The organism is Paenibacillus sophorae, assembly GCF_018966525.1.
Classification (GTDB): Bacteria; Bacillota; Bacilli; order Paenibacillales; family Paenibacillaceae; genus Paenibacillus_AQ; species Paenibacillus_AQ sophorae.
The window spans coordinates 4,899,510-4,924,338 of sequence record NZ_CP076607.1; the positions used below are offsets into that span (position 1 = coordinate 4,899,510).

24 protein-coding genes and 1 riboswitch are annotated in these 24,829 nt (G+C 52.5%); of the genes, 5 read left to right on the plus strand and 19 right to left on the minus strand.

The window, feature by feature from the left end; translation table 11 throughout:
• Nucleotides 1–69: 69 nt before the first annotated feature.
• Nucleotides 70–993, minus strand: a complete 924-nt coding sequence (locus tag KP014_RS23865; protein WP_051499723.1) for an RluA family pseudouridine synthase — start codon at nt 991–993, stop codon at nt 70–72.
• 38 nt (nt 994–1,031) lie between these two features.
• The gene (lspA, locus tag KP014_RS23870; RefSeq protein ID WP_036592555.1) at nt 1,032–1,544 is read right to left on the minus strand and encodes a signal peptidase II; all 513 of its coding nucleotides are present in this window, start codon (nt 1,542–1,544) and stop codon (nt 1,032–1,034) included.
• A gap of 212 nt (nt 1,545–1,756) precedes the next feature.
• Between lspA and KP014_RS23875 the strand changes: the two genes are divergently transcribed.
• From KP014_RS23875 to KP014_RS23895, 5 genes are all read left to right on the plus strand, one after another.
• Nucleotides 1,757–2,485, plus strand: coding sequence for a TraR/DksA C4-type zinc finger protein (locus KP014_RS23875; RefSeq protein ID WP_090834336.1), 729 nt, complete (start codon nt 1,757–1,759; stop codon nt 2,483–2,485).
• Nucleotides 2,486–2,678: 193 nt separating this feature from the next.
• A riboswitch (cyclic di-GMP riboswitch) is annotated at nt 2,679–2,775 on the plus strand.
• Nucleotides 2,776–2,930: 155 nt separating this feature from the next.
• The gene (locus KP014_RS23880) at nt 2,931–4,544 is read left to right on the plus strand and encodes a thiamine pyrophosphate-binding protein (RefSeq protein WP_246590575.1); all 1,614 of its coding nucleotides are present in this window, start codon (nt 2,931–2,933) and stop codon (nt 4,542–4,544) included.
• 98 nt (nt 4,545–4,642) lie between these two features.
• Nucleotides 4,643–5,011: a carboxymuconolactone decarboxylase family protein gene (locus tag KP014_RS23885; RefSeq protein WP_036602809.1), complete on the plus strand. Its 369-nt coding sequence runs from the start codon at nt 4,643–4,645 to the stop codon at nt 5,009–5,011.
• Between the two features lie 216 nt (nt 5,012–5,227).
• The gene (locus tag KP014_RS23890; RefSeq protein ID WP_036602813.1) at nt 5,228–5,569 is read left to right on the plus strand and encodes a hypothetical protein; all 342 of its coding nucleotides are present in this window, start codon (nt 5,228–5,230) and stop codon (nt 5,567–5,569) included.
• Nucleotides 5,570–5,615: 46 nt separating this feature from the next.
• A complete protein-coding gene (locus KP014_RS23895) occupies nt 5,616–6,608 on the plus strand; it encodes a 3-oxoacyl-[acyl-carrier-protein] synthase III C-terminal domain-containing protein (RefSeq protein WP_036602811.1) in 993 nt (330 codons plus the stop codon).
• Between the two features lie 62 nt (nt 6,609–6,670).
• On the opposite strand, the gene KP014_RS23900 is transcribed toward KP014_RS23895, so the two are convergent.
• The 17 genes from KP014_RS23900 to murG all read right to left on the minus strand — a co-directional run bounded on the left by KP014_RS23900 (nt 6,671) and on the right by murG (nt 24,825).
• Nucleotides 6,671–7,063 carry a DUF5665 domain-containing protein gene (locus tag KP014_RS23900; RefSeq protein ID WP_246590576.1) on the minus strand — a complete coding sequence of 131 codons (393 nt, stop codon included), beginning with the start codon at nt 7,061–7,063 and terminating at the stop codon, nt 6,671–6,673.
• 207 nt (nt 7,064–7,270) lie between these two features.
• Nucleotides 7,271–10,360, minus strand: a complete 3,090-nt coding sequence (gene ileS / locus KP014_RS23905; RefSeq protein WP_090834337.1) for an isoleucine--tRNA ligase — start codon at nt 10,358–10,360, stop codon at nt 7,271–7,273.
• Between the two features lie 799 nt (nt 10,361–11,159).
• Complete coding sequence (locus KP014_RS23910) at nt 11,160–11,645, minus strand: DivIVA domain-containing protein (protein ID WP_036598794.1); 486 nt, start codon at nt 11,643–11,645, stop codon at nt 11,160–11,162.
• 227 nt (nt 11,646–11,872) lie between these two features.
• Nucleotides 11,873–12,655: a YlmH family RNA-binding protein gene (locus KP014_RS23915; RefSeq protein ID WP_036598792.1), complete on the minus strand. Its 783-nt coding sequence runs from the start codon at nt 12,653–12,655 to the stop codon at nt 11,873–11,875.
• Nucleotides 12,656–12,658: 3 nt separating this feature from the next.
• A complete protein-coding gene (locus KP014_RS23920; RefSeq protein WP_036598791.1) occupies nt 12,659–12,928 on the minus strand; it encodes a YggT family protein in 270 nt (89 codons plus the stop codon).
• 7 nt (nt 12,929–12,935) lie between these two features.
• The gene (locus KP014_RS23925; RefSeq protein WP_036598789.1) at nt 12,936–13,385 is read right to left on the minus strand and encodes a cell division protein SepF; all 450 of its coding nucleotides are present in this window, start codon (nt 13,383–13,385) and stop codon (nt 12,936–12,938) included.
• Complete coding sequence (locus tag KP014_RS23930; protein WP_036598787.1) at nt 13,385–14,083, minus strand: YggS family pyridoxal phosphate-dependent enzyme; 699 nt, start codon at nt 14,081–14,083, stop codon at nt 13,385–13,387. Before KP014_RS23930 ends, KP014_RS23925 begins: the two co-directional genes overlap by 1 nt.
• A 3-nt stretch (nt 14,084–14,086) precedes the next feature.
• Nucleotides 14,087–14,938 carry a peptidoglycan editing factor PgeF gene (pgeF, locus tag KP014_RS23935; RefSeq protein ID WP_036598784.1) on the minus strand — a complete coding sequence of 284 codons (852 nt, stop codon included), beginning with the start codon at nt 14,936–14,938 and terminating at the stop codon, nt 14,087–14,089.
• Nucleotides 14,939–15,092: 154 nt separating this feature from the next.
• Nucleotides 15,093–15,437: a YlmC/YmxH family sporulation protein gene (locus tag KP014_RS23940; RefSeq protein ID WP_036598780.1), complete on the minus strand. Its 345-nt coding sequence runs from the start codon at nt 15,435–15,437 to the stop codon at nt 15,093–15,095.
• Nucleotides 15,438–15,579: 142 nt separating this feature from the next.
• Nucleotides 15,580–16,362 (minus strand): RNA polymerase sporulation sigma factor SigG, encoded by a 783-nt coding sequence (sigG, locus tag KP014_RS23945; protein WP_036598778.1) that lies wholly within the window; start codon nt 16,360–16,362, stop codon nt 15,580–15,582.
• Between the two features lie 102 nt (nt 16,363–16,464).
• On the minus strand, nt 16,465–17,184 hold the full coding sequence (gene sigE / locus KP014_RS23950; RefSeq protein ID WP_025701506.1) for an RNA polymerase sporulation sigma factor SigE: 720 nt from the start codon (nt 17,182–17,184) through the stop codon (nt 16,465–16,467).
• 122 nt (nt 17,185–17,306) lie between these two features.
• Nucleotides 17,307–18,254 carry a sigma-E processing peptidase SpoIIGA gene (spoIIGA, locus tag KP014_RS23955; RefSeq protein ID WP_036598775.1) on the minus strand — a complete coding sequence of 316 codons (948 nt, stop codon included), beginning with the start codon at nt 18,252–18,254 and terminating at the stop codon, nt 17,307–17,309.
• 350 nt (nt 18,255–18,604) lie between these two features.
• A complete protein-coding gene (gene ftsZ / locus KP014_RS23960; RefSeq protein WP_036598772.1) occupies nt 18,605–19,717 on the minus strand; it encodes a cell division protein FtsZ in 1,113 nt (370 codons plus the stop codon).
• Between the two features lie 60 nt (nt 19,718–19,777).
• Nucleotides 19,778–21,046: a cell division protein FtsA gene (gene ftsA / locus KP014_RS23965; RefSeq protein ID WP_036598770.1), complete on the minus strand. Its 1,269-nt coding sequence runs from the start codon at nt 21,044–21,046 to the stop codon at nt 19,778–19,780.
• A gap of 276 nt (nt 21,047–21,322) precedes the next feature.
• Nucleotides 21,323–22,075, minus strand: coding sequence for a cell division protein FtsQ/DivIB (locus KP014_RS23970; RefSeq protein ID WP_036598768.1), 753 nt, complete (start codon nt 22,073–22,075; stop codon nt 21,323–21,325).
• Nucleotides 22,076–22,140: 65 nt separating this feature from the next.
• A complete protein-coding gene (gene murA / locus KP014_RS23975) occupies nt 22,141–23,424 on the minus strand; it encodes a UDP-N-acetylglucosamine 1-carboxyvinyltransferase (RefSeq protein ID WP_090834339.1) in 1,284 nt (427 codons plus the stop codon).
• Between the two features lie 285 nt (nt 23,425–23,709).
• The gene (murG, locus tag KP014_RS23980) at nt 23,710–24,825 is read right to left on the minus strand and encodes an undecaprenyldiphospho-muramoylpentapeptide beta-N-acetylglucosaminyltransferase (RefSeq protein ID WP_036598763.1); all 1,116 of its coding nucleotides are present in this window, start codon (nt 24,823–24,825) and stop codon (nt 23,710–23,712) included.
• Nucleotides 24,826–24,829: the final 4 nt, after the last annotated feature.

The following is a 24,829-nucleotide window of genomic DNA, read 5'->3' on the forward strand; positions in this document are numbered from 1 at the left end:
ATTCTATATTGTTAAATATGACGTAACAGCGGCTTCAAAACAATGGACAAATCCGCAGTTGATTTGTACTTATCTGCTCCGCAGACGGGCGAGCAGTTCTTCCATATCCTCAGGCAGCGGCGCCGAAAACTCCAAATATTCCTCCGTGGAAGGATGGACGAATCCGAGTATGGCCGCGTGCAAAGCTTGTCCGCCTTCCATAAAGATTCCTTTACTCCGGCCGTATACGGGATCTCCGACGAGCGGATGCCCGATAAATTTCATGTGAACCCGGATCTGGTGCGTCCGGCCGGTTTCCAGCTGAAGCTGCAGCAGGGTACAATCGCCGAACCGCTCCAGCACGGTAAAATGGGTTACCGCCGTCTTGCTGTTCTTCTCCGTTACCGTATACAGCTTGCGGTCATGCGGGTCCCTGCCGATCGGAGCGTCCACCGTTCCCTGATCATGGGCCACATTGCCTTGGACAACCGCCAAATAGCGCCGGGTCACGCTGTGCGCTTTGAGCTGCGCAGCAAGTGAATTGTGGCTGGCGTCGTTCTTGGCGGCCATAATGAGGCCCGATGTGTCCTTGTCAATCCGGTGCACAATGCCGGGACGAATCTCGCCGTTAATTCCCGACAGGTCCTTGCAGTGGTACATCAAGGCGTTGACCAGCGTGCCTGAGGGATGACCTGCCGCCGGATGCACGACCATGCCGCGCGGCTTGTTGACGACAATCACGTCGGCGTCCTCATAAGCGATATTCAGCGGAATATCCTCCGGCGTCAGTTCCGAGGTTTCCGGCTCCGGAACCGTCACAGAGATTGTATCACCCGTGAAGAGCTTGTAGTTCGCTTTTACCGTCCTGCCGTTTACCGTTACATGTCCTGCCTCGATCCACTGCTGCACCTGGGAGCGGGAAATATCCTCTTCCCAAGCTTCGGTTAAATATTTATCGATGCGTTCGCGGGCGTATTCCTCCTGAACGGTCCAGACGACGATATCATTATCCACGGTCTCGCCTTCTGCCCCTTCATTATGGGCGTCCTTACTCAATGCTGTTCATTCCTTTCCTCTACCTCGCTTGTTTCCTTCACTTCAATCACTTCAGTTGGGCCGCCCCTCATATCCATAATGGAATCGAGAATAATAAGCGCTACACCGACGACAATACAGGAATCCGCCACGTTAAAGATCGGAAACGTATAGCTGCCGAAATTAAACCGCAGAAAATCGACAACTTCGCCTGTAAGCGCCCGGTCGAGAAAGTTGCCGATTGCGCCGCCAAGCACAAGCGACAGCGCCAAGGGAAGCAAGCGCCGCGTCCTTCTTACTTTGTTCAAATACCAGACGATTCCAATCAAGACGACAAGCGTCACCAGAATGAGAAACCAGCGCTGGTCTTGCAGAATGCTGAAAGCGGCGCCGCGGTTGCGGTGCGATGTGATGACAAAAAAGTTTCCGATCACCGGAATTTGTTCGTCGATTTCCAGCCGGGTGGAGATCAGATATTTCGTTCCCTGGTCAAGCAAAAATACGATTAGCGCGATCAGATAGTACACCACTTCAGCTTGTCACTCCGTTCTTATTTTTCCCGCCCGAAAGCGGTCCAAAACGTGTATAAAAGACCTGTATATTGTAGCACAGGCCTCAAGAACCCGTCCATTGCGGCGCACCCCGCGCCGCACTTATCAAAAGCACAATTTGCCAGCGGTAAAAAACCGGCCAATCGGCCAACCTAACAAGGAAAACGGCAAATGGAAAGGAGCCGAGGCTAATGAATCACCTGTCTTCGGAACAGCTTGCCCGCCTGCGTGGCCTTCTTATCCGGCAGCGGGACGATATCCGGCACAGGCTTAAGGAGAATGAAGATCACGGTCTTGAAGATTCCATGCGGGATATGTCGGGCGAACTGTCGGAAATCGACAACCATCCCGGCGATGTCGCCACCGACCTGTATCATCGTTCCATGGATATATCGCTTCAAGAGCTCGAAGAACTGGAACTAAAGGATATAGACGACGCGCTTGAGGCGATGGACAAAGGCACATACGGCATTTGCGCGGCGAGCGGACAGCCGATTCCATATGAGCGACTGGCCGTTCTTCCCGCCACACGCTACTCCAAGGAATACAGCCCCCGCCAGGAAAAGCCGCATACGCGCCCCGTGGAAGAGGAATTTCTTACTCCTCCTTTTGGGCGAAGCAGTCTCGACGAGCATGAGTATAACGGATTTGACGGCGAGGACGCCTGGCAGATCGTCGAAAGCTTCGGCACCTCCAACACGCCGGCTATGGCGGAGGGAAATAATATCGATTCTTACAATGATATGGAAATCGAAGCTGATGATCCAGATGGCTTCGTCGAGCCCTGGGAAAATTTCATCGCCACGGACATAACAGGCAATCATGTTACCGTCGTGAAGGGACATCAGTACCAGAGTTACATGGACAGCGGAGAAGGCGACTACCTGCTTGATCCTTACGCTAACAATGAAAAGGAGTAGCCGCAAGGGCTGCTTCTTTTCTTTTAAGGACTCTTCGTGCTCAGTATAGGTCTTTTATCCTTCGTTAATTCCAGACAATATGTATAGAAAATCAATTAATTCGTCAAATTCCGAGCCTATTTATATAAATATATTGACAAAAGCAGAGCAAGGAATATATTGTAAGGGAAAATTATTCTTTATTTTTTCATAAACTCAATATGGGCAAAGTTCTCCGAAAGGGAATGACGCAAAGCCATGGATCTACAGTCTCAAATCTTGCTTGAGACCATGACAGCCAGGTTGCTGAAGAACCAGAACGCTAGTATATCAAGCGTCCTATATGGTGATTTTGTCAACCGACCTGTACTCTGTTTTGAGTGCAGGTTTTCTATTATTTGTTAGATAACATGGCAAACAATACTTGATTTGTGGGGTGGATCTTTTGAAGACAGTCGCAGATTATATGGCAGAAGCACTACGCAATCTCGGAGTGACGCATTCTTTTGGCATTATCGGTAAATCTATTTGTCCCATAGTTCTCAAAATGGTAGATTATGGTATTGAATTTATTCCTGGGAGACATGAATCCAGCTCCGGATTTGAAGCTTCCGGCTATGCCTTGAAAACCGGAAATCTCGGCGTGGCTTTCGGTACTTCCGGTCCAGGGGGGACGAACCTCCTCACAGCGGCGGCACATGCCAAAGCCAACAACCTCCCTGTGCTGTTTATTACGGGGCATCAATCCATTCAGGAGCTCGGAATTCCCCAGTGCCAGGATTCTTCTTCGTATCTTGCCGATTTGGCGGACATGTTCAGACCCGCTACGCTCTTCAGCAAACTAATCGAACGCGGCGATCATTTCAGCACGATTTTTAACCATGCTATTTCAATTGCGCTGAGCGGCAAGCGCGGACCTGTTCATCTGTGCATTCCTTTTGATGTCCAGACAGAACCGCTAAAAGAATGCCGAATTGTTATCCCCGAACGGGAAACGCTTGTCAGTTACGCTAATTTTGACCGTATTGTTGATGCCATTAACCATTCCAGCAGACCTCTGATCATAGCCGGCAAAGGCGTCAACCGCTCCGGTGCGCATACGGAATTGGTTCAATTGGCAGAGACCTTTAATATTCCTGTCGTTACTACTCCCGGCGGCAAAGGCGCTATCGCCTGGGATCATCCGCTATACCACGGTCCAATCGGTGTTGGCGGATGCAGGCATGGCGACGATTTGTTGAATCGCAGTGATTTGTTTATCGTGCTTGGATCACGTCTCAGTGATATGACCATTTGTAACCTCAAAGCGGAGAATCATCCGGAGACCTTGATTCAGTTTGACGTCGATCCCACCTTTGTGGGAAAAATATTGACCTCCCAGACGATTGCGGTCGGCGGAGATTTGCGGGATAACTTGTCGCTGTATCTCCAGAATGTTGATACTGCCGCTATTAAAAAACGTGATCCGGAGACGGCTGTTCATTATGCGGAAGAACTGCCCGATCTGCCCAATCTTTCACTGGCGTCGGTAATGAGCACGATGAGCGACCTGATCCCTTATAACAATACCATATTTGTTGATGACGGCAGCCACGGCTTCAATGCCGTGAAGTGGTACAACGTGAAGAAGCCGGGCAGTTTTGTCTTCGACGCTTACTTTGCCTGCATGGGCAACGCAATCGGCATGGCTATTGGAGCAAAGGCTGCTTCTCCTGAGGAAACGATATTCTGCATTACCGGCGACGGCTGCTTCATGATGCTCGGTACAGAAATTAATACTGCCGTTTGCAAGAATATCCCGGTCATTTTTATCGTTGTGAATAATATGCAGCTGGATATGGCGTTAAAAGGAATGGAAAAAACTACAGGCAGAATCGACGGAACTTTATTTGAAGTTCCTATGGATGCCGTAAAATTTGCCGAATCGCTGGGAGCTGCCGGCTACAAATGCGAGACCAAAGAACAATTTGCTACTGCTATCAGCGAAGCTGTGGCTTTAAACCGTGTTGCCGTCATCGAGCTATTGACTGACCGTGACGAAGTGCCTCCTACCGCACACCGCACACTAAATCTTGATTAATAGTTTCACAGACAAAACAAGCATATGCTTCCGAAGCAAGCTTTCACGAAAAGTAACCCGGGGAGCATACGCCAGCAAAACTTTTAGGAGGCATTTCTATGAAAGACAACGTAAACAGCGGTTTCAAGCATTTCTCTAATCTTTCCGGCGACTATGGGGCCAAGGCGATGGCTCCGATCAAAGAGCATTTTCCCGAATTGGCTGAATTTATTATGGGCAACGCTTATGGCGACATTTTTCAGCGGACCACTATTGGCGCCGATTGGAAAGAGATTGCCGTTATTTCCTCTCTGATTACGATGGGCCAATTCGAGCAGCTCGGCGTTCATTATGTGATGGCGCTCCGTGTAGGCATGACCGTTGATCAAATCAAGGGGATTTTACTGCATCTTGTGCCATGTGTTGGCGCTCCGAGAATTATTTCCGCTTTTAATGTCCTTCTCTCGACACTGGAAGAAATCCAATAACTACACCATCGACAAAATAATGCATCATTCGACTTTTTTATTGCATATCTGAGAAATATAAGTATACAATAAAGAAAAATATCCCAAAGCTAACGTTACCATGTCGAATGTTGGCATTAGCAAATCGTTTTAAAGGATATTTACATGAAAACGGCCCTGCGCAAAATGCAGTCGGACTTCATGCTAAACTCATCAAATTCCGGGAGAGATGTACACATGGGAAAATTTATTTTGAAGACAGACTCGGCTAAAAAGGTAATTGATATTGAATTGGAGGGAACTTTTACAGAAGAAGACGGCCTTAAATCGATTCAAGCCTATAAAGAAACGATCAGCGCTATTACTCCTGCAGACTATCAACTGCAAATTGATTGCAGAAAGCTGAATGTAACCGCACCTGAAGTTGTGCCGCTTCTTGAAGGCTGCTTCATCATGTTCAAGAGCGACGGATTTGTAAGAGTGAATCTTACCCTTGAGAATAATCCTGTCCTCAAAATGCAGCTGTCTCGTCTGGGACGCAAAGCGGGACTGGAAAACCTGGAAATTATTTCGGTCTAGTTAAACCGATGGAGTGAACGCTCACAAAACTTTTAGGAGGATACATATGGCTGGGATTCGTATTAAGGACATTGATATCTATCATCCAAGTAAAAAGATTGGCAACGACTTTTTCATTCAGCATTTTGACGAAAAGGGCATTGATATCCGTGGACTTCTGGCCGCTCTGGGCCGTGAAAACCGCTATAGCATCGACAATGAGGAAGAAAATTCCTTGACGATGGCCTTCGAGGCGGCGAGCAATGTTCTGGAGAAGACCGGTCTTACCGGTGCTGATATCGACCTTATCGCTTATGCTAGCCAAACTCCTGAATATATCTTCCCTACGAACTCATTGATGATTCACCGGCTGATAAACGGAGCGTCCCATACGATCTGCATCGACAGCAATGCGAACTGCGCGGGAATGACAGCTTCAGTTGAACAGGTTAGCCGGCAAATGATGGCCAATCCAAGAATCCGCCGCGCTCTGGTCATCGGCTCTGACCATGTTGCACCGCATGCCGATAAGAATGACCCCGTGTATTATGCCAACTTCGGTGATGCCGCCGCCGCTGTCATTTTGGAGCATGATGAGAATTCCGTAGGCTTCATAGATTCCATCTACCAGACAGACACTTGTGTCTACGGCAACTCGATGTTTCCGGCGGAAGGCTTAGCCAACGTGGGCCGCACCGGCGTAGGTGCCGGACAGTTCAATGTTAAATTCATTCCTTTTGACGATTCAATCTGCGTTAACGCCGCCTCTGAGTCTATCAACACCTTGCTTAGTGATAATGAGATAGCCCCTGAATCAATTAAAGTGGCTTGTTTCTCTCAGCTATCACTTCCCAACATTCAAGCGGTTTCCGAAAAAACCGGCATCGGCAGCGACGTAGCTGTCTACATCGGCGATGAATTCGGCTATACCTCGACGAGCAGCCCTTTCATCGCTCTGCACAAAGCTGTATCTACCGGGAAAATCGAACGCGGAGACAAGCTTCTGTTCTGGACTGTTGGCGCCGGCTGGCAAAACGTAGCTTTTGTAATGGAGTATTAAGCTTAGTCATAGAAAACGGCTCACACGCAGATGTTCTGCATGCGGGCCGTTTTTTTCTGGAACTAATACGTATTGAGTTCGAGCTGATGTTGGACGATGCGGACGATATCGGCGATGTAATCCCCGATAATCGGCAGATTCAGAGCCCCCAGCACCTGAAGCACGTAAATGATCGTTGCCGCAAAAAAAGTAAACCCTATCGCGATTCCGACGCCGCGCGCGGTACCCGAAAGCACGTTCAGCCATATCAGCCGCCAAGGAGAATGCAGCAGCTCCAAATACTCGGAAATCCGCGACTTTTCCATTCTTTGCGCCCATTGAGTAGCCACCCGGTAAACGGTATCGATCTTTTCCTTGTCAGGGGGTTCTGGCGGCCCCTTCCTGTCACGCGCCAGCGGTTTCCAATGCTTCGACTCTCCGCTCCGGCCTGCCCCTCCGTCTCTATCCTCCTTCATCTTGCGCCCCCTCCGTTTTGCGCCGAAAAGTAAACGAGCCCGGCGAATAGAGATGTCTGTCTCTTCATTCGCACGGGACTCGCCTATTAGCGCCGAAATATTCAAGCAGGAATATTTCACGTATTAACGCCTGCGGTCATACTTCTGACGCTAGTATATGCACTTTACGGATGGGACATGCGCCAATTCAGCCGATGAACGGCAGCTTCAGCCGATAAGAATGCCGATCGTTTTGCCGCCGATATCCACCGTTTCAAAAGAATCGCCGCTGCCGAAATCAACAGTCGTAACGAGAACATTTTCCCGCAGGACGCTTTCGAACGCGGTAACTGCCGCTTTCAGCTCGTCATCGACATTCAGAGTCAGCGCGACACGCTTATCAATTGCCAGATCGAGCCGTTTGCGGTAATCCTGAACTGCGCGTACGATTTCACGCACCCAGCCCTCTTGTTCCAGCTCGGGCGTGATTTCAGTATTCAGGGCGACCGTAATTCCGTAGCCGGATGCGGACGCGAAGCCCGGTTTGGCCTGTTTGTCGATCAGCAGCTCTTCCGCGGTGATTTGCAGCTCTTCGCCTTCCGGAGAGGTGACGGCGACCCGCCCGTTTTGAACCGCGCCGCGAGTGGCGTCGCTGTCCATCGATTTAAGGAACCCTTGGATGAAGCCGACGTTTTTGCCGTATTTTTTGCCCGCGACCTTCAGGTTCAGCTTCAAAGTGAAATCGACAAATCCGCTGTCGCTAGTCTCCAGCACGATGGACTTGACGTTGATCTCGTCCTTGATGATCTCCTCATACTCATTGACGTTAAAGCTATAGCCAATGGATACGATCAGTTCGGAGAGCGGCTGACGGGTCTTGATTCCCGTCTCGTTACGGACGTTGCGCGCCAACTCGACGATGTTACGGGCGCTTTCCATATCCTGCTCAAGCGTAGCATCAATCAGACTCTTGTCTGCTGCCGGATAATCCGCCAGATGCACGCTTTCTCCGCCACCCAGGTTGACAAAAATATCTTCGGCCAGCATCGGCATAAACGGAGCGACGATCTTCGCCGTCGTCAGCAGCACATGTGTCAATGTGCGGTAAGCGTCCAGCTTCTCTTCTCCAAGCCCGCTGCCCCAGAAACGGTCGCGGGAACGGCGGATGTACCAGTTGCTCAGCTCGTCGATAAAGTTCTCGATCGCTTTGGACGAATTGACGAAATCATTGACCGCAAGCCCTTTATCCACAACGAGGATCAGGCTGTTCAGACGGGACAGTATCCAGCGATCCAGCTTGTGATCCGACAGCTTGAAAGGATGCTCGGCCGGATCATAGCCGTCAATGCCCGCATACAGCGTCAGGAACGCGTGGGTGTTTACCAGCGTATCGACAACCTTCGATTTGCTCTCGCCAACAATCCCGCGGGAGAAGCGCTTATTGTTCCACGGCGCGCTGTCGGCCAGGATCGCCCAGCGGAAGGCGTCGGTGCCGTATTCGTTCATGATATCCCAAGGATTGATGACATTGCCTTTGGATTTGGACATCTTCTGGCCATTCTCATCGAGAATGTGGCCGGTCGCGATAACGGCTTTGTATGGCGCTTTACCCTTGAACAGCGTTGATACCGCAAGTAAGCTGTAGAACCAGCCGCGCGTCTGGTCGATGCCTTCGCAGATCATGTCCGCCGGATATTGATCGTCCAGCTTATCCGCGTTCTCGAACGGATAATGGCTCTGGGCAAACGGCATTGAGCCGCTGTCGAACCATACGTCGATAACTTCGGAGGTCCGCACCATTTCCGCGCCTTCCTTGAACGGGCTGCGCAGGCGGATGTTATCCACATACGGCTTATGCAGCTCGATGTCTTCCGGCACAAAGTCGACTGCCATTTCTCTCAGCTCGGCGATGCTGTGCGGCGCGAACTCTTTTCCCGTCTCCTGACAGATCCATACGTTCAGCGGAGTGCCCCAGTAGCGGTTGCGGCTGATGTTCCAGTCTACGAGCTCGTCGAGGAACTTGCCGAACCGGCCTTCGCGGACATGGCCCGGATACCAGTCAACGCCGTTGTTGTTCGCGATCAGCTGATCTTTGATAGCCGTTGTGTTGATGAACCAGCTGTCTGTCGCATAGTACAGAAGCGGCGTGTCGCAGCGCCAGCAGAACGGATAGCTGTGCTCGTATTTTTCCTTGCCGTACAGCAGACCTTTCTCCGACAGCATTTTTACGATATCAAGGTCGCAGTCTTTCACAAAGCGTCCGGCAAAATCAGTTACCGTATCGGTGTATTTACCCGACGTATCCACAACATTCACGAAGCTGATGCCGTTCTCGCGGCAGGTCTTATAGTCGTCTTCGCCATGCGCAGGAGCCATATGGACAATCCCCGTACCGCTCGCGTCCGTAACGAAGGAAGCGCCGACGATGACATTGCTTCTCTCCGCCTGGATATAGCTAAACGGAGGCTGGTACGTCTTGCCGACCAGGTCCGAGCCCTTAAGCTCGGACAGTACCGTATGCTCGCCTTTGGCCACTTCTTCAACCAGATTCTTGGCCATAATATAGACGCCGTCCTCCTGCTGCACCCGAACATAATCCATGTCCGGATTGACCGCGAGCGCCATATGCGCCGGAAGCGTCCAAGGCGTCGTCGTCCAAGCCAGCACATATTCTCCGCTGTCGTCCAGCTTGAATTTGGCCGTGGCGCTCAGGTCTTTAACCGTCTTGTACCCTTGAGCCACTTCATGCGAGCTGAGCGTCGTCTGACAGCTCGGACAGTACGGGCTGACGCGGTGTCCGCGGTACAGCAGCCCTTTCTCATGAACCGTTGCGAGAATGTTCCACACGCTCTCGATATACGTGTTGTTCAGCGTGATATACGGATTGTCCAGGTCCGTCCAGTATCCGATCGCTTCCGAAAATTCGCGCCACTGCTTCTCGAAGCCGAAGACACTGTCTTTGCACTTTTTGATAAATTTCTCGACGCCGTAGGCTTCGATTTCCTGCTTGCCGGAGATGCCGAGCTGCTTCTCTACGCCAAGCTCGACCGGCAGGCCGTGAGTATCCCATCCGGCCTTGCGCACGACGCGGTAACCCTTCATCGTCTGGTAGCGGCCGATAAAGTCCTTGATAACGCGGCCGAGCACATGCCCGATATGCGGTGCGCCGTTCGCGGTCGGCGGACCTTCGTAGAATACATAGTTCGGCTTGCCTTCACGGTACTCGATCGATTTGCGGAACGTATTCTCCTCGTTCCATTTCTTTAAGATGCGGACGTCTCTGTCCCGCGCTTTTTCTTTGATGTCTACTTTATGCATGATGGTCAACTCCTTTAATTTTCGATCCCCCTAAATCCCCCTTTGCCAAGGGGGACCCCAAGGGCTTCGCCCTCTGGACACCCGGAAGTTTGTCTGGGTCCGAGGCAGCGGCGTTTTTTAGAGTTACTGTTGGTGGTGTGCCCGCTTGCCGCAAGCGGCCGCTCTACGTTGGCACCCGAGCCGCGTTCCCGTTTAGGGCAGCACTCGCGAGGGGCCTCCGGCGGGCGGCGCGCAGCCGCACGCCTTCTCGGGCGCTGTGAAGGCCCCGAGCGGCGTCCCCGTCAGGGGATGCCGCGAGAAGGGCCGCTCCACCGCCGACCCCCGCTCCCCGTCCGCCAAGCCCTGCGACCCTCGCCAACCCTTGCGGGTGTCCAGAGGGTGCAACCCTTGGGGTCCCCCTTGAGCAAGGGAGATTTAGGGGGATCGCCCCTAAAATAATAAACGCCCCGCCCCCGAAGGGGCGAGGCGACGCTCGCGATACCACCCTAATTCCGCGCAGATTCCTTCCGTATAAAACGGCCGGGGTACAGCGCGATCTCAGCTCCCGCGCAAGAACGCGGGTCCGGTGTAACGTCCGGGATACGGCTCACCTTACGCACGACACAACGTTCGTTTCAGGTTCGCTTCTTAGGGAGGATATTCCGGCATGGTCTGAACATCGGCTTGCAGCAGGGCGCCGACTCTCTGGGGATCATTACCATGACGTACTTGTCCCGTCATCGAATACGTATAGGATATTGCATATATGTTCTAGTTATAGCCTCTTTGACGACAAAAGTCAACAGGCCAAGGCAGTGCTTCAAAATACTTCTTCACGAACCTCGCGGCTTTCCAGCGCGTCCCAATCGTCTTGGGACAACAGCTCCAGCTGCGCTTCCACTAGTGTCCGGAACCGCGTGCGGTAAATCGAAGCCTGCTTACGCAGCTCTTCGGTCTCAATCGCGACTTTGCGCGACTTGGACAGAGCCTCGTTGATAATCCGGTCGGCGTTCTTCTCAGCTTCCTTGATGATCAGCTGGCTTTCCTTTTTGGCGTTGTTCTTCACTTCATCGGCAGCTTCCTGGGCGACAATGATGGTCTTCGACAAGGTCTCTTCGATGTTCGTGAAATGGTCCAAGCGCTCCTGCAGAGCCATAAGCTGATTGCTCAGCTCCTTGTTCTCACGGATAATGCTCTCGTAATCCTTGATGACCTGATCCAGAAATTCATTGACCTCGTCTTCATCATAACCTCGGAGCCGTCGGGTAAACTCCTTGTTATGTATATCGAGCGGCGTTAATGGCATGCTGTGCACCTCCTAGAAATTTCGGGCCTCGCCCAAACGTCCGTTCATCTCCGCGGACGAAGAAGAAAGTCAGAAAAACAAGTTAGGAAAGGGCGATCGACCCATTCTTCCCGTGACTGCCTTAGAACTCGCCTCTTCTACAATTATCGGCGTCCAGCTCCACAAATGTTAGCTGCCCTCATGAGTTAATCAATTTCGACAAGCGTACCGAAACTCCTGCAAGAAAATTATACAAATTTGCCGATTCGAACCCGGTATCGGCCTTTTTTTGTCAGTCCGCCAATCTCCAGCACTTTAAACCGTCCAAAGCCTTGAATGGAGACCACATCGCCTTCTTTTAGATGGGAAGAAGGGTCCTCCTCCACCTTCCAGTTCACCCGGACGCGGCCGGCTTTGACAGGAACAAGAATTTTGCTTCGGCTTAGCCGGCACACATCCGCAGCGATTCCGTCCAGACGCAGGGAGGACACGGTAATCTCCATGGGATCCAGCCTAACTTCGGAGCTGCGAAGTTCCGAAACCGGCAGCACTTCCACGCTGACTGAAGCGCGGCCTACGCTGCTCATATGCAGTGCTAAATAATCGGCGATATCCGATGTCACTACGGCATGGCAGCCGTTCTCAAGGACGTGGATATCGCCGATTTTGCTACGCTTGACTCCCAGACCGAGCAGGGAACCCATATAATCTCCATGCTCCAGTTCCGAAAGTTTCTGCTCCGCCGGTGTTATGCTCAGCACATTCAGCGCCATATCTTCGGCTTCCAAATCACGGTAGTCGGGAGCGATCAGCGCTCTCCGCCGCTCCGCTTCTTCATGTCCGCCTTCCCATCTGACCTTCACATCGGGATGACGGTTCACCAAAGAATGCAGGATGTACCCCTGCCGCGGATCGAGGAAATCCGTCAGCTTCAGTTCATGATAACGGGCCGCATTCTCCACCCACTCATAGGCCTGATCCACAAACTGCCGCTCATCAGGATGAAAATGACCGTAAATTTCGTTCTTCATCCCTTATCCTATCAGATAAATCAGTACGGACCGCAATCCGTTCGCTGCAAGCTCAAGCACGAGCAGCGCTACGATCGGCGAAAAGTCGATCGTTCCGAACAAGGGCGGAATAATCTTGCGGAATGGCGTCAAATAAGGCTCAACCAGCTTTCCGAGCAACTCACCGATAAAGTTGTCACGGACATTGGGAAGCCAGGACATCAGCACGTAGAAAAGAATCATGTAGAAATAGATGTTGAATAGGATTTCAATAATGGAATTGATTTGGGACAAAGCCCGTTCACCTCATTCTGTTATAGTCTTGATCGTCTGCAAGTATTTCTGAAATGGAGCCTTGTATTTCAACGGTATCCGGCGAGCAGAGGAAGATATTCCCCCCGACTTTGGAAATTCCGCCGCTCAAAGCATACACCGTTCCGCTTAAAAAATCGATAATTCGCATCGCCTGATCATTGCGGACCCGCTGCAGATTGACGACGACGGTACGGTGCGAGCGAATATGGTCGGCGATTTCCTGAGCTTCATCATATGACCGCGGCTCGTACAGCACAACCTTTACATTTTTTTGCGAATGGATGCTGACAACGTTCCCTACCCGCTGGTTTTTGCGCGTATCTACAGGACTCGGTGCATAATCTTCCTCATCATGCTGGTTAAGCGGTTCACGTTCAACGATCTCCTCTTCTTCCTGTAAACCCAAAAAGCTCATAAACCGGTTCATGACGCCCATTACGATCCCTCCTCATGGCCTACCAATACCGTACCTAGGCGAACCCAGGTGGCCCCTTCTTCAATCGCAACTTCAAAGTCATTCGACATGCCCATCGACAGCTCTGTCATCGGCTCCGGAGTCAGCCCCATACCGTTAAGCTTGTCCCGCAATTCACGAAGGCCGCGAAATACCGGACGCGTAAGCTCCGGATCTTCCTCATGCGGCGCCATTGTCATCAGTCCGATGATTTTGACGCGGTTAAGACCCAAGATCTCCTGCAAAAAATCGGGAACCTTGTCCGGACTCAGGCCGTATTTCGATTCTTCTCCGGAGACGTTCACCTGAAGAAAAACGTTCACATCGAGCCCTTCCGCTTCCGCCTTGCGCTGCAATTCCTTGGCCAGCGACATCCGGTCCAGTGAATGAATATATTGAAATTTGCCGATAACATCCTTCACCTTATTGGTCTGCAAATGCCCGATAAAATGCCATTTCCCCTGATGTCCCAGCGCTTTCCACTTGCTCTCCGCAACCTGCCAGCGGTTCTCGCCAATATTTACAAGACCGGAAGCCAGCACGGCGGATGTCGCTTCCAGCGATACATATTTCGTCACAGCGATGATATTGACATCACGGCTGTCCCGTCCGCTTCTTACGCACGCGCGCTCAATCCGCCGGCTGACTTCGGCTATTCTTTCCTGCAATGTCGAGGACAACGGTCAACTCTCCTTTATTCCGATCCAGCTCGCCATTCTTCCCGTAACACCGTTTTCCTTACGGTATGAGAAAAACAAATCATGATTACAGCTTGTACACCAAGTTGTACATTCGATATGAGTCGGCAATATTCCTGCTTTTATCATAATGCGTCGGTTCAATTCTTTCAAGTTGAGCATCATTTTGCCATAATGCGCGGTCGACGGGCGATATAGACCCTCTGCGGATTCCTGCTCCTGAACCAGGCTATCCTCCAACCCTCGGACGCGGTTCATTACGAAATCGTCAACCTCATAACAGCAGCCGCCGATGCTCGGTCCGATAGCGGCCCGGATATTTTCCTTTCGGCTGCCGTAGACCGTTTCCATTCTCAGAACCATGGCCAAGGCGATTTCCGCCACTGTCCCTTTCCAGCCTGCGTGGGCTAATCCGACGGCGCCTGACACCGGGTCAAAGAAAAAGAGGGGCACACAATCCGCATAAAAAGAAGTCAGCAGCACGCCGGGCACATCGGTCAGCAGTCCGTCCGTATCCGCAAACGCCGAAGTCCGGTCAAGGCTGCCGCGCCCTTTATCGTCTGCCGTTACAACAGCGATTTCCGCACCATGCACCTGTTCCCCGCATGTCCAGTCTTCGAGCGTAAAACCGAGGATTTCAGCGATTGTCTTACGGTTCTTGATGACATCCTCCGGAATGTCTCCCACATGAAGAGCGCAGTTCAGGCTCTCATAAGGCGAGCTCCCAGCTCCCCCTGTCCGTCCGGTAAATCCGGCTGTTATTTCCGAAAAACGGTCAGTCCACGGTTTCAGGCTGAATAATGCCGGACTGCCGCTATTTTGTACAAAAGGTTCCATTCTCTCACCCCGTCTTTAAGTGTACCATATGACAACCCCACAAAGTGGAACCTTGTCTTTCAAGCATATTAGGACATGATTCATGTAAAGCCCGGATGTATCCGGTTTGGGTATGCACATTCGATTCCTGTTTCGCAAAAAGACAGCGCAGCGTTCAATACGCGCGCCGTTCATTCCGTTCTTCCCGCTGGATTACCAGCATCTCCCGTTCTTCTGCTTCCTGTGAAGGGCGGGGCTCCTCCATTTTGACGAGCACGACATCCGAACCGATCTTCACAATGTTCCGCCACGGAATGACGAGATCGGCGCCCCCGCCGAACAATCCCAAAAACCTCGTATACCCCGGAACGATAATAGCGTCAATGACTCCTCGCCGCAGATCCAGCTCCAGATCGCTGATTTGTCCAAGGCGCCTGCCATCGATAATATTGATAACGTCTTTAGCCTGAAAATCGGAAATTTTCATTTTTTTGCCCGAAGCCAGAGTTTCCTGATTCATGTCCGCCACCTCTGTTAGTTCAAACGTATACTTTAAGTATATGTAGCAGCGGCTTGGTCAAATGCTTTTTATTCATGATTGTCAAAAAAATAGCCCACCGTCAGGCCGGACCCTCGGGTGGGATTGGTTGTCCTTATTTGGGTTATGACTTCACATGCTTTTGCATCTGCTGGATGGCCGACTTCTCAAGCCGGGAGACCTGCGCCTGGGAAATGCCGATTTCATCGGCGACCTCCATTTGCGTCTTGCCCTCGAAAAACCGCATCGACAGGATGCGTTTTTCCCGCTGTCCCAGCCTCTGCATCGCCTCCCGCAGCGCAATTTCCTCAATCCAGGAGACGTCCTTGTTCTTGTCGTCGCTGATCTGGTCCATGACGTAAATCGGATCGCCGCCATCATGATAGATCGGCTCGAACAAGGATACAGGGTCTTGAATGGCGTCGAGAGCAAATACGACATCCTCTTTCGGTACACCCAGCGCCTCGGAAATCTCGAAAATCGTAGGCTCCCGCGAGTTCTGGTTCGTCAGGCTGTCGCGCACCTGCAGCGCCTTGTAGGCGATGTCTCTAAGAGAGCGTGAGACGCGTATCGGATTGTTGTCCCGCAAGTAGCGGCGGATTTCGCCGATAATCATCGGCACCGCATAGGTGGAAAATTTAACGTTCTGCGACAGATCGAAGTTATCGATGGCTTTCATCAGCCCGATACAGCCCACCTGAAACAAATCGTCCACGAATTCCCCGCGGTTGTTGAACCGCTGAATCACGCTCAGGACCAGTCTCAGATTGCCGTTTACCAATTTCTCTCTGGCGGATTTTTCGCCGTGCTGCTGCAGCGAAGTGAACAGCTCCCGCATCTCCGCGTTCGTCAGAACGGGCAGCTTGGCGGTATCCACACCGCATATCTCGACTTTATTTCGGGTCATGATGATTAACCTCCCAAGGAGAAACATTACTGTACATTATCTCCCCGGTCGGCCATTTTATTCCTTGGTAAATTCCTCCCGTAAGGTTCCCTCCAGGGCAGGCTAGACCATTTTATTGAACTCTTTTCGCAGCCGTTTGATTATTCTTTTTTCCAGACGGGAAATATAGGATTGGGAGATGCCGAGCAGATCGGCGACGTCCTTCTGCGTCTTCTCCTCGCCGCCGCGCAGCCCGAACCGCAGCTCCATAATGAGCCGCTCCCGCTCGCTCAGCTTCTCCAGCGCCTTCTGCAGCAGCTTGCGGTCCACCTGCTCCTCGATGTTCCGGTAGATGGTATCATTCTCCGTGCCCAGCACGTCCGACAGCAGCAGCTCATTGCCGTCCCAGTCGATATTAAGCGGCTCATCGAAGGATACCTCGCTGCGCGTTTTGTTGTTGCGGCGCAGATACATGAGGATTTCATTCTCGATGCAGCGAGACGCATACGTGGCCAGCTTAATTTTTTTCTCGGGATCGAACGTGTTGACCGCCTTGATTAAACCAATCGCGCCGATGGATACCAGGTCCTCGATATTAATGCCGGTATTTTCGAATTTGCGCGCTATGTACACGACAAGGCGCAGATTGCGCTCGATCAGCATTGCGCGTACGGCCGCGTCACCCGAAGGGAGCCGCTGAAGCAGATAATCCTCTTCCTCCCGCGTCAGCGGCGGGGGAAGCGCCTCGCTGCCTCCGATGTAGTAAATTTCCTGGCTTTTCAGCCCCAGCAGAAACAGCACCCGGTAATATTGGAGCTGCAGCGTCAGTTTCCATTTGATCATCGTTGTTCCTCCTTCCAGAAGTGCGCGCCAGGAAGCTGCCGTACACGCTCTCCCGCCCGTTTGCGCAGGCCGGTATTTCCGGTATGAAATTCGGGCTTCGCTTTCTATGACTTTCAGTCCCATCAAGCCACTCCTCCCGGCTCAGCGGCAGCTTCTCCCTGTGTCAGATCAGGATGGATGATCGCCCGGTAGGCTCCGTCTCCGGACAGCGTGCCGCCGTCAAGGCCAATCAGCACCTTGCGGTGCAGGGCAGTCTCTCCGCCGAGCGTTACGGCAACATGGTCGGGCTTTAGCGCGAGCATAAACGACGCTCCCCTATTCACTCCACGGTAGGGCACGAGTCTTAGCCGGTCCTGCCATATAAAGGACTGCCCGTCCGTCTCTAAAAGCAGTTGATCCGCCCCCTCCTGAGATAGACGTCCTTTCCATTCCTTCGGCAAATACTCCTCCCACAGCGATGCCTCCATCACCATAACGGGGGTTTTTGTCAAAGGATCGTACAGCCTGTTGCCGGTATCGAGCAGTCCGGAGCAGGTGACCGTCACGCCGTCGATTTCCACCTGCACCATGCCGATATAAGCTTCAAGCTTCTCTCTTCGCGCGCGAGAGGAATGAACGGCTTTGTAACAGCACAGCACCAGCAGCAGGATCAACAACACAAACCAAAACCCGATTTTTAGCCGGTAGGCATATCCTCCCGTCGCCGTATACAAGATTCCGTTCCAGATATCACCAGAGCTTTGGAGCAGATAATGGACGCCAAGAATGCCGCCCGCCGCTGCAAAGTTGATCATATAAAAGGCTCCCATACTCCGAAAGAAGCCCTGCAGGCTGGGATAACCGAAAGCGACCCAGAGCATAACGACCGACAAGCCGAACTTAATTAAAAAGGTATACATGAAGGAAAGCTCCGGCACAAACATCATGACGACATAGAGCGCACCAACGAGAGCGGATAACCACAGCCGCCACCACTTGATCCTCACCTTGATCATCCAGCCGGTCAGCCAGAGCAGCGCCGCGTCGATCAGCAGATTGGCGGCAAAGATCAAGTCGATATAAACTACCATTCACTCACCTGCTTAAGGCTGCATATTGACGGCAACAAGAATGCTTGGCTTCGGGTCTTTTTGCTGCGATAGGAATAGTATAGAAAGTCTCAAGTCCAAAGTCTGTCTAAACCTGGGGGGCGTTAGCGGGCTTTTTTTGTCGAGATTTCTTGTATCCGTCAAGAACAGCTTATGCTCAGAAGCCGATTATCAGTACTTGCAGTACCCTTCTGAACGTAAAAAAGAAGCTGCTCCTTCTCAGGGCGGCTTCCTTGGGTTTGTAATACGTAAAAAAACCGGGTTCCTTCGCCTTATGGCCAAGAAACCCGGTTATTCTTCTCTCCGAGGGAAAGACTTGCTCACCTGTATGATCAGTCGTTATTGCCCCGTGAACGGTTGCGCAGGAAGGTCGGAATATCCAACTGATCAGAGCTCATTTGGTTGCCGAACGGACGAAGATTATTCGCCTTGTCCGCTGCGGGCTCGTTCTGATTCGAAGCCGGACGGCGTCCCGGTGCGGTAGGAGCAGCCTTGGTTTCGAAGCCGGTAGCGATAACCGTTACCTTGATCTCATCCTTCATGCTCTCTTCGATAATCGCACCAAAGATCATGTTGACTTCAGGGTCGGAAGCAGAGGTGACGATTTCCGCCGCCTCGTTGACTTCATACAGCGACAGATTGGAGCCGCCGGTAATGTTCATAATGACACCGCGCGCGCCTTCAATCGAAGTCTCAAGCAGCGGGCTCATAATCGCCTTGCGCGCCGCTTCGGAAGCACGATTCTCGCCGGTTGCGATTCCGATGCCCATCAACGCCGAGCCGCGTTCCGTCATGATCGTCTTCACATCGGCAAAGTCAAGGTTGATCAGACCGGGAACGGCGATTAGGTCGGATATACCCTGTACCGCCTGTCTCAGCACGTTATCCGCTTCGCGGAACGCCTCCAGCATCGGAGTCTTCTTATCAACGATTTCGAGAAGACGGTCATTGGGAATGACGATAAGTGTATCGACTTTTTCCTTGAGCGCCTCGATGCCAAGCTCAGCCTGCGTGGACCGCTTGCGGCCTTCAAATGTAAAAGGACGGGTAACTACGCCAACCGTGAGCGCTCCGCATTCCTTGGCGATTTCGGCAATCACCGGCGCAGCTCCTGTGCCGGTTCCACCACCCATGCCTGCGGTAACGAACACCATGTCGGCTCCCTTTAAAGTATTCGAAATCAGATCGCGGGATTCTTCGGCCGCTTTCTTCCCGACCTCCGGATTGGCGCCTGCTCCCAAACCGCGGGTCAGTTTGTCCCCGATTTGCAATTTATGTTCCGATTTGGCCATATGCAGCGCCTGGGCGTCCGTATTAACCGTGATGAACTCTACGCCCTGAACGCCATTTTCAATCATCCGGTTGACTGCATTGCTGCCGCCGCCGCCAACGCCGATGACCTTAATTTGCGCCAGGCTCTCCATTTCAAAATCAAATTCCAACATATTGTTCCCTCTCCCCCTCAATGTGCTTGGATGGCCGGTCCAAGTGTATCTGGACGTTCACTATATAAAATCGCTGAAAATATTTTTTAGACGCTCCACAAATCCCTGCTTCTGAGCGGCCTCCTGGCTTGGTGCGGCGTTTGGTTTGCTGCGGCCCACCGACTTCTTGTTCGCGCTCGCAACCGCGCCGCTGCCGCGTCCCCGAAAGCTGCGGACGACATGGTGTAATATGCCGACGCCGCTGGTAAATCCGGGATCTCTTACCCCAATGTAGTCGGGAACGGCGATCCGGACAGATGCGGACAATTCCGCTTGAGCAGCTTTTAACACGCCCGGCATCGATACAGTTCCGCCCGTTAGTATATAACCTCCCGGGAGGTCGCTGTAACCTAGTCTCTTCACTTCCTGACGAATCAGGTGGAAAATCTCTTGGACGCGCGGCTCGATGATCGCCGTCAGATCCTCCTGGTTAAATTCCTTCTCCACGTTGCTGCCGATTCTCAGCACCTTGAAGACCACTTCGGAGGCTGCGTCGTCAATCCAGGCACATCCGTATTTGAGCTTGACTTTCTCCGCCTGGTCGGTCAGCGTGCGCAGTCCGTAGGCGATATCATTCGTTACAAATTCTCCGCCGATCGGTATAGTTGAGGTTGCAATTAGGGAACCTTCTTCATATACGGCTATCGTCGTTGCGCCGGCTCCGATATCCACCAGCACCGCTCCCCTGGACTTCTCGTCCTTGGAAAGCGCTAACCCGCCGGCTCCGAGAGACATCAGCACAAGGTCCTTAACTTTCAGTCCTGATTTCTCCACACAGCGCAGCAGGTTATGTATTGGCGTCTTAGCTCCAGTAACGATGGTGGCCTCCACTTCGAGGCGAACGCCTATCATTCCGCGCGGGTCCTGAATGCCTTCAAGACCGTCGACGATATATTGCTTGGCGACGACATCGATCACCTCACGCTCCGGCGGCAGTGCAATGACTTCCGCAGCTTTGAGAACGCGCAGGATATCCTCTTCGCCGATCTCGCGATCTTCGTTCTGGACGGCTACTACGCCGTGGCTGGATTGCAGACCGATATGATTGCCGGAAATGCCGACATACACTTCGGATATTTGAATGCCCACCATCTGTTCAGCGTGTTCAACAGCGCTCTTGATGGACTGGACTGTCTGGTCGATATCTACAATCGCACCCTTGCGTATACCCTCCGAGTCGGCAGATCCGACACCGATAATATTCAAGGTTCCATTGGTAACTTCCCCTATAATTGCCCGAACTTTGGATGTACCGATGTCCAAACTAACAATGATGTCATTGTTGCTCAAGCCCTATGGCACCTCCTGATTAATCGTAATGGTATTCCATCGCCAATATAGGGACGGAAACGTCTATCTACCTTATTCCACATGCCCATTCCTTTCCCTCTTTTTTCTCCAAATTTTTTGAGCGGGAAGGAAGTTCCCTCACTTGGAAATATGAGCAAGAGCAGGATATTGAAAAGTTTGCTTAAATTTAAAAAATCCGAAGAAAAAAGAGGGATGAAAATTTATTGCCCATAAAACCGATTGTAGCATTTTTTATCCCCTATGAGTAGGGGCTATTTATTCTTTGGCGTCTTCTTGTACCTCACTGCCGGCAAAGGGCACATAGGAATCCGCTTCAAGCATGGTAATCATGCCCGGCTCTTTCGTTTCGATGACCTGATTCAAGTACTCCACCTTGTCTTTCAGCAGAGAGACGGCCGTAGTCACTTCAAAGTGCGAACGGGTATACAGCTTGATCCGGTCCGGAAAAGAGAGCGTAGGCGAAGGAACGATCTCGGATATATCGCTGGTTAGCTCGTTCGGTATTTCCGCCAGCGCTCCGCACAGCCTAGTCTTATAAGGATCGGAAGCCTTCCAGCCCGTAAGAATAGGCTTCTCTACGGCAATCCCGCTCTCATCGATGGAAACCGACGCGCCGCTGGAGAGGATTGCTTTCAGACTCCCGCTTGGATCAATCTCGTAGGCAACAGCCGGAAACTCCTTAATCTGTACGGAAACGACGCCGGGGAAATGCTTGTCCACCGTCACCTGCTGTACCGTATTCAGCTCAAGCAGCGATTTCTCCACTTCACCTTTTGATACGGCAAAAAACTGCCCGCCCTTCTTAAGGCCGCTTTGCCGAAGCAGCTCTTCCGGGGTAGAGTATTTGCTGCCTTGGAAATCAATCTCCGTAATTCGGCTGGCCGGCGAACGGAAAAAAATAACGCCAAGCAGCGCGATAAACAGCAGCAGCAGGATCGCCGTAACCTTACGGCTTCTTTTTTTCTTGGGCTTGTCCTCTTGCAGGACAGGCAGTCGGGTATTTGACATTCTTTATTCTCCGTAGTAAGGCCCTGCCTCCCCCATACGTTTAGGCTTGGAGGAGACAGGGGAGTTTAATTTGCCAGATCAATCGGCCCCGGCACACGTGTCTTGCGGCTGATCCGGGCGCCGAGTTTCTGAAACAGCAGTTCAATGCCGTCGTAGCCTCTGTCAATATGATGAGCCTGCTCAACGACGGTAGTGCCTTGAGCGGCCAGCCCCGCAATGACAAGCGCCGCCCCGGCCCGCAGATCGGTCGCTTCTACTGTGGCGCCATAGAGCCGCTTAACGCCGCGGATAAATGCACGGTTCAAATCGGTCGAAATATCGGCGCCCATCCGCACCATTTCCTCAACATGCTTGAATCTGCCTTCAAACACAGTCTCCTTGATGATGCTGAAACCGTCCGCCAGTGCCAGCAGCACCATGATCTGGGACTGAAGATCCGTCGGAAAAGACGGATAGGGCGAAGTCACAATGCGTTCTACCGACCGGGGGCGTCCCATACAACTAATACTGATTATATCATTGCACACTGTAATTTGAACACCGGCGCGCTTCAGGACATGAATCAGCGAATTCAGATGACCCGCGTTGGTGTGCGTAAGCGTGACATCTCCCCGGGTGGCCGCCGCGGCGATCATGACCGTTCCCGCGACAATTCGGTCAGGAATAACTTCATAGCTGCAGGATCGCAGCTTTTGTACGCCCTGTATTGTAATCGTATCGGTGCCCGCTCCGATAATCGAGGCCCCCATATGGTTCAAGAAGTTCTGCAGATCCTGTATCTCCGGCTCACGGGCCGCTCCGGAAATCGTCGTGGTTCCCTCTGCGGTCGCGGCGGCCATCATAATGTTCTCCGTCGCGCCTACGCTCGGATAGTCCAGGTGAATGTCGCAGCCCTTAAGCCGGTCCGCCCGGCAGGAGATTTTCCCGCTCGCTTCCTCGATCTCCGCCCCTAGAGACTGCAATCCTCGCAGATGCATATCGATCTTGCGTTCGCCGATTGCACATCCTCCCGGCTGATAGATCGTTACTTCGCCGAACCTTGCCAGCAGCGGTCCCATCAGGAAGATGGATGATCTCATTTGCTTCATCAAATCTTCCGGAACATGGGATGAACAGGCAGACGATGTATCCACCGTTACCGTATCCCCTTCATGTCCGGCCGTGCAGCCGAGCCGCTCCATAATCGCAAGCATCGTTTCGATGTCCAGCAGCTTTGGCACATTATGCAGCGAGTGAACGCCTTCGGCCAGCAGGCTCGCCGCCAGTATGGGCAGCGCCGCGTTTTTTGCTCCATGGATACGTATGGTGCCTGACAGGGGAATTCCACCCTCAATCACCAATTTGTCCAATGTATCACCTCCGAGATTACCGCTCACCCCCCGCTAGGCGCCGCCGGCGCTTAGGTTAAAAGCACGCTTAAGCCGGCAAGGGCAGCCGCTATTCGGAAACTTCGGGCAGTCGCAAGATTCTCTCTCTTCAAGAGCCGCACCGTCCGCCCTCTTTCGGAAAGCAGCCTTAGGTGATTGTCACGTTTTATAGGATATCGTATGTAGATCTCCTCGGGTGTGTGACAGGAGGGAGCCAGGAAACGAAGGATAGGCTGCTATTACAGGACCGTACCTGCCGAGGCCGATTCACTTGCGGCGCGAACCGGCAAGCCGGCGAAGCTCCTGAACGACAAGAGCCGCGGAATCGCGCTTGCCCAGCGCCAGTGAAGCCGCGGACATTTGCTTCCGGACGGCCGGGTCGTCCGTGATGGAGCGGACCGCCTTGTAGAGCGACTGTCCGGATAAATCCCTCTCCAGGATCACGATGGCCGCTCCCGCGCGTTCCAACTGCCGCGCATTCGCTTCCTGATGGTTGTTCGTGACGTTGGGAGACGGAATAAGAACGGAAGGAATGCCCAGCGCCGTAATTTCGGCGATAAAAGAAGCGCCCGCACGGTTCACAATCAGGGAAGTGCACGCAAGCACTTCCGGCATATTATGAATATAGGGAAGCACATGAAGCCAGCTTGGAAGACTTCCAAGCTTCTGCCGCAGGCTTTTACGCGTCTCCTCGTAATAGGGCTCACCCGTGACATACACGTAATGAACTTGGGATTCCTTTACGGCAAGCGAGGCCATTTCGATCATTGCTTCATTGATCGCTTTTGCCCCCCGGCTGCCGCCGACCACCAGCACAACCGTGCTGCCTTCGGGTATGCCCAGGGTTGCGTAACCCCGCTTCGGATTCGCCTTGCTTACCGTTGTCGCGCGCGGGTTACCGGTGTAGATGACGCGCTTGCTTCCGGGAAAAGCCGATTCGGTCCCCTCGAAGCTGACCGCCACCGTACTCGCGTACCGGCTTAAAAAGCGGTTGGTCAAGCCCGGAATCGCGTTCTGCTCGTGAATAAGGGTAGGAATGCCTAGCCTTGAGGCCGCATATACGACCGGGCCGCAGACATATCCGCCGGTTCCGACGACGACATCGGGCTTAAATTCCTTCAGCATCCGTCTGGACTCTCTCACGCCCTTCAGGAAACGCATCACCGTCTTCACATTGTCCAGCGACAGCTTTCGCCGGAAGCCGGTAATATCGATCGAGCGAAACGGAAGATTCTCCTGGGGAACCAGCTTGCTTTCAAGCCCGCGCGTCCCGCCAATATATAAAAAAGCGGAAGACTCATCCTCTCCCTCCAGTTGCCTTGCCACGGCGACGGCGGGATAAATATGTCCTCCCGTGCCGCCGCCGCTTAATACGATACGCATTGCC

Excerpts from the sequence above, each read along its gene's own strand:
- KP014_RS23900 (WP_246590576.1), bottom strand. The coding sequence starts at position 7,063 with ATGAAGGAGGATAGAGACGGAGGGGCAGGCCGGAGCGGAGAGTCGAAG.
- sigE (WP_025701506.1), bottom strand. The coding sequence starts at position 17,184 with ATGATCAAATGGAAACTGACGCTGCAGCTCCAATATTACCGGGTGCTG.
- KP014_RS23910 (WP_036598794.1), bottom strand. The coding sequence starts at position 11,645 with ATGCCATTAACGCCGCTCGATATACATAACAAGGAGTTTACCCGACGG.
- KP014_RS23925 (WP_036598789.1), bottom strand. The coding sequence starts at position 13,385 with ATGGGCGTCATGAACCGGTTTATGAGCTTTTTGGGTTTACAGGAAGAA.
- KP014_RS23880 (WP_246590575.1), top strand. The coding sequence starts at position 2,931 with ATGGCAGAAGCACTACGCAATCTCGGAGTGACGCATTCTTTTGGCATT.
- KP014_RS23940 (WP_036598780.1), bottom strand. The coding sequence starts at position 15,437 with ATGAATCAGGAAACTCTGGCTTCGGGCAAAAAAATGAAAATTTCCGAT.
- KP014_RS23915 (WP_036598792.1), bottom strand. The coding sequence starts at position 12,655 with ATGAAGAACGAAATTTACGGTCATTTTCATCCTGATGAGCGGCAGTTT.
- KP014_RS23890 (WP_036602813.1), top strand. The coding sequence starts at position 5,228 with ATGGGAAAATTTATTTTGAAGACAGACTCGGCTAAAAAGGTAATTGAT.
- KP014_RS23875 (WP_090834336.1), top strand. The coding sequence starts at position 1,757 with ATGAATCACCTGTCTTCGGAACAGCTTGCCCGCCTGCGTGGCCTTCTT.
- sigG (WP_036598778.1), bottom strand. The coding sequence starts at position 16,362 with ATGACCCGAAATAAAGTCGAGATATGCGGTGTGGATACCGCCAAGCTG.
- murG (WP_036598763.1), bottom strand. The coding sequence starts at position 24,825 with ATGCGTATCGTATTAAGCGGCGGCGGCACGGGAGGACATATTTATCCC.
- spoIIGA (WP_036598775.1), bottom strand. The coding sequence starts at position 18,254 with ATGGTAGTTTATATCGACTTGATCTTTGCCGCCAATCTGCTGATCGAC.
- KP014_RS23895 (WP_036602811.1), top strand. The coding sequence starts at position 5,616 with ATGGCTGGGATTCGTATTAAGGACATTGATATCTATCATCCAAGTAAA.
- ftsZ (WP_036598772.1), bottom strand. The coding sequence starts at position 19,717 with ATGTTGGAATTTGATTTTGAAATGGAGAGCCTGGCGCAAATTAAGGTC.
- ileS (WP_090834337.1), bottom strand. The coding sequence starts at position 10,360 with ATGCATAAAGTAGACATCAAAGAAAAAGCGCGGGACAGAGACGTCCGC.
- KP014_RS23970 (WP_036598768.1), bottom strand. The coding sequence starts at position 22,075 with ATGTCAAATACCCGACTGCCTGTCCTGCAAGAGGACAAGCCCAAGAAA.
- KP014_RS23885 (WP_036602809.1), top strand. The coding sequence starts at position 4,643 with ATGAAAGACAACGTAAACAGCGGTTTCAAGCATTTCTCTAATCTTTCC.
- pgeF (WP_036598784.1), bottom strand. The coding sequence starts at position 14,938 with ATGGAACCTTTTGTACAAAATAGCGGCAGTCCGGCATTATTCAGCCTG.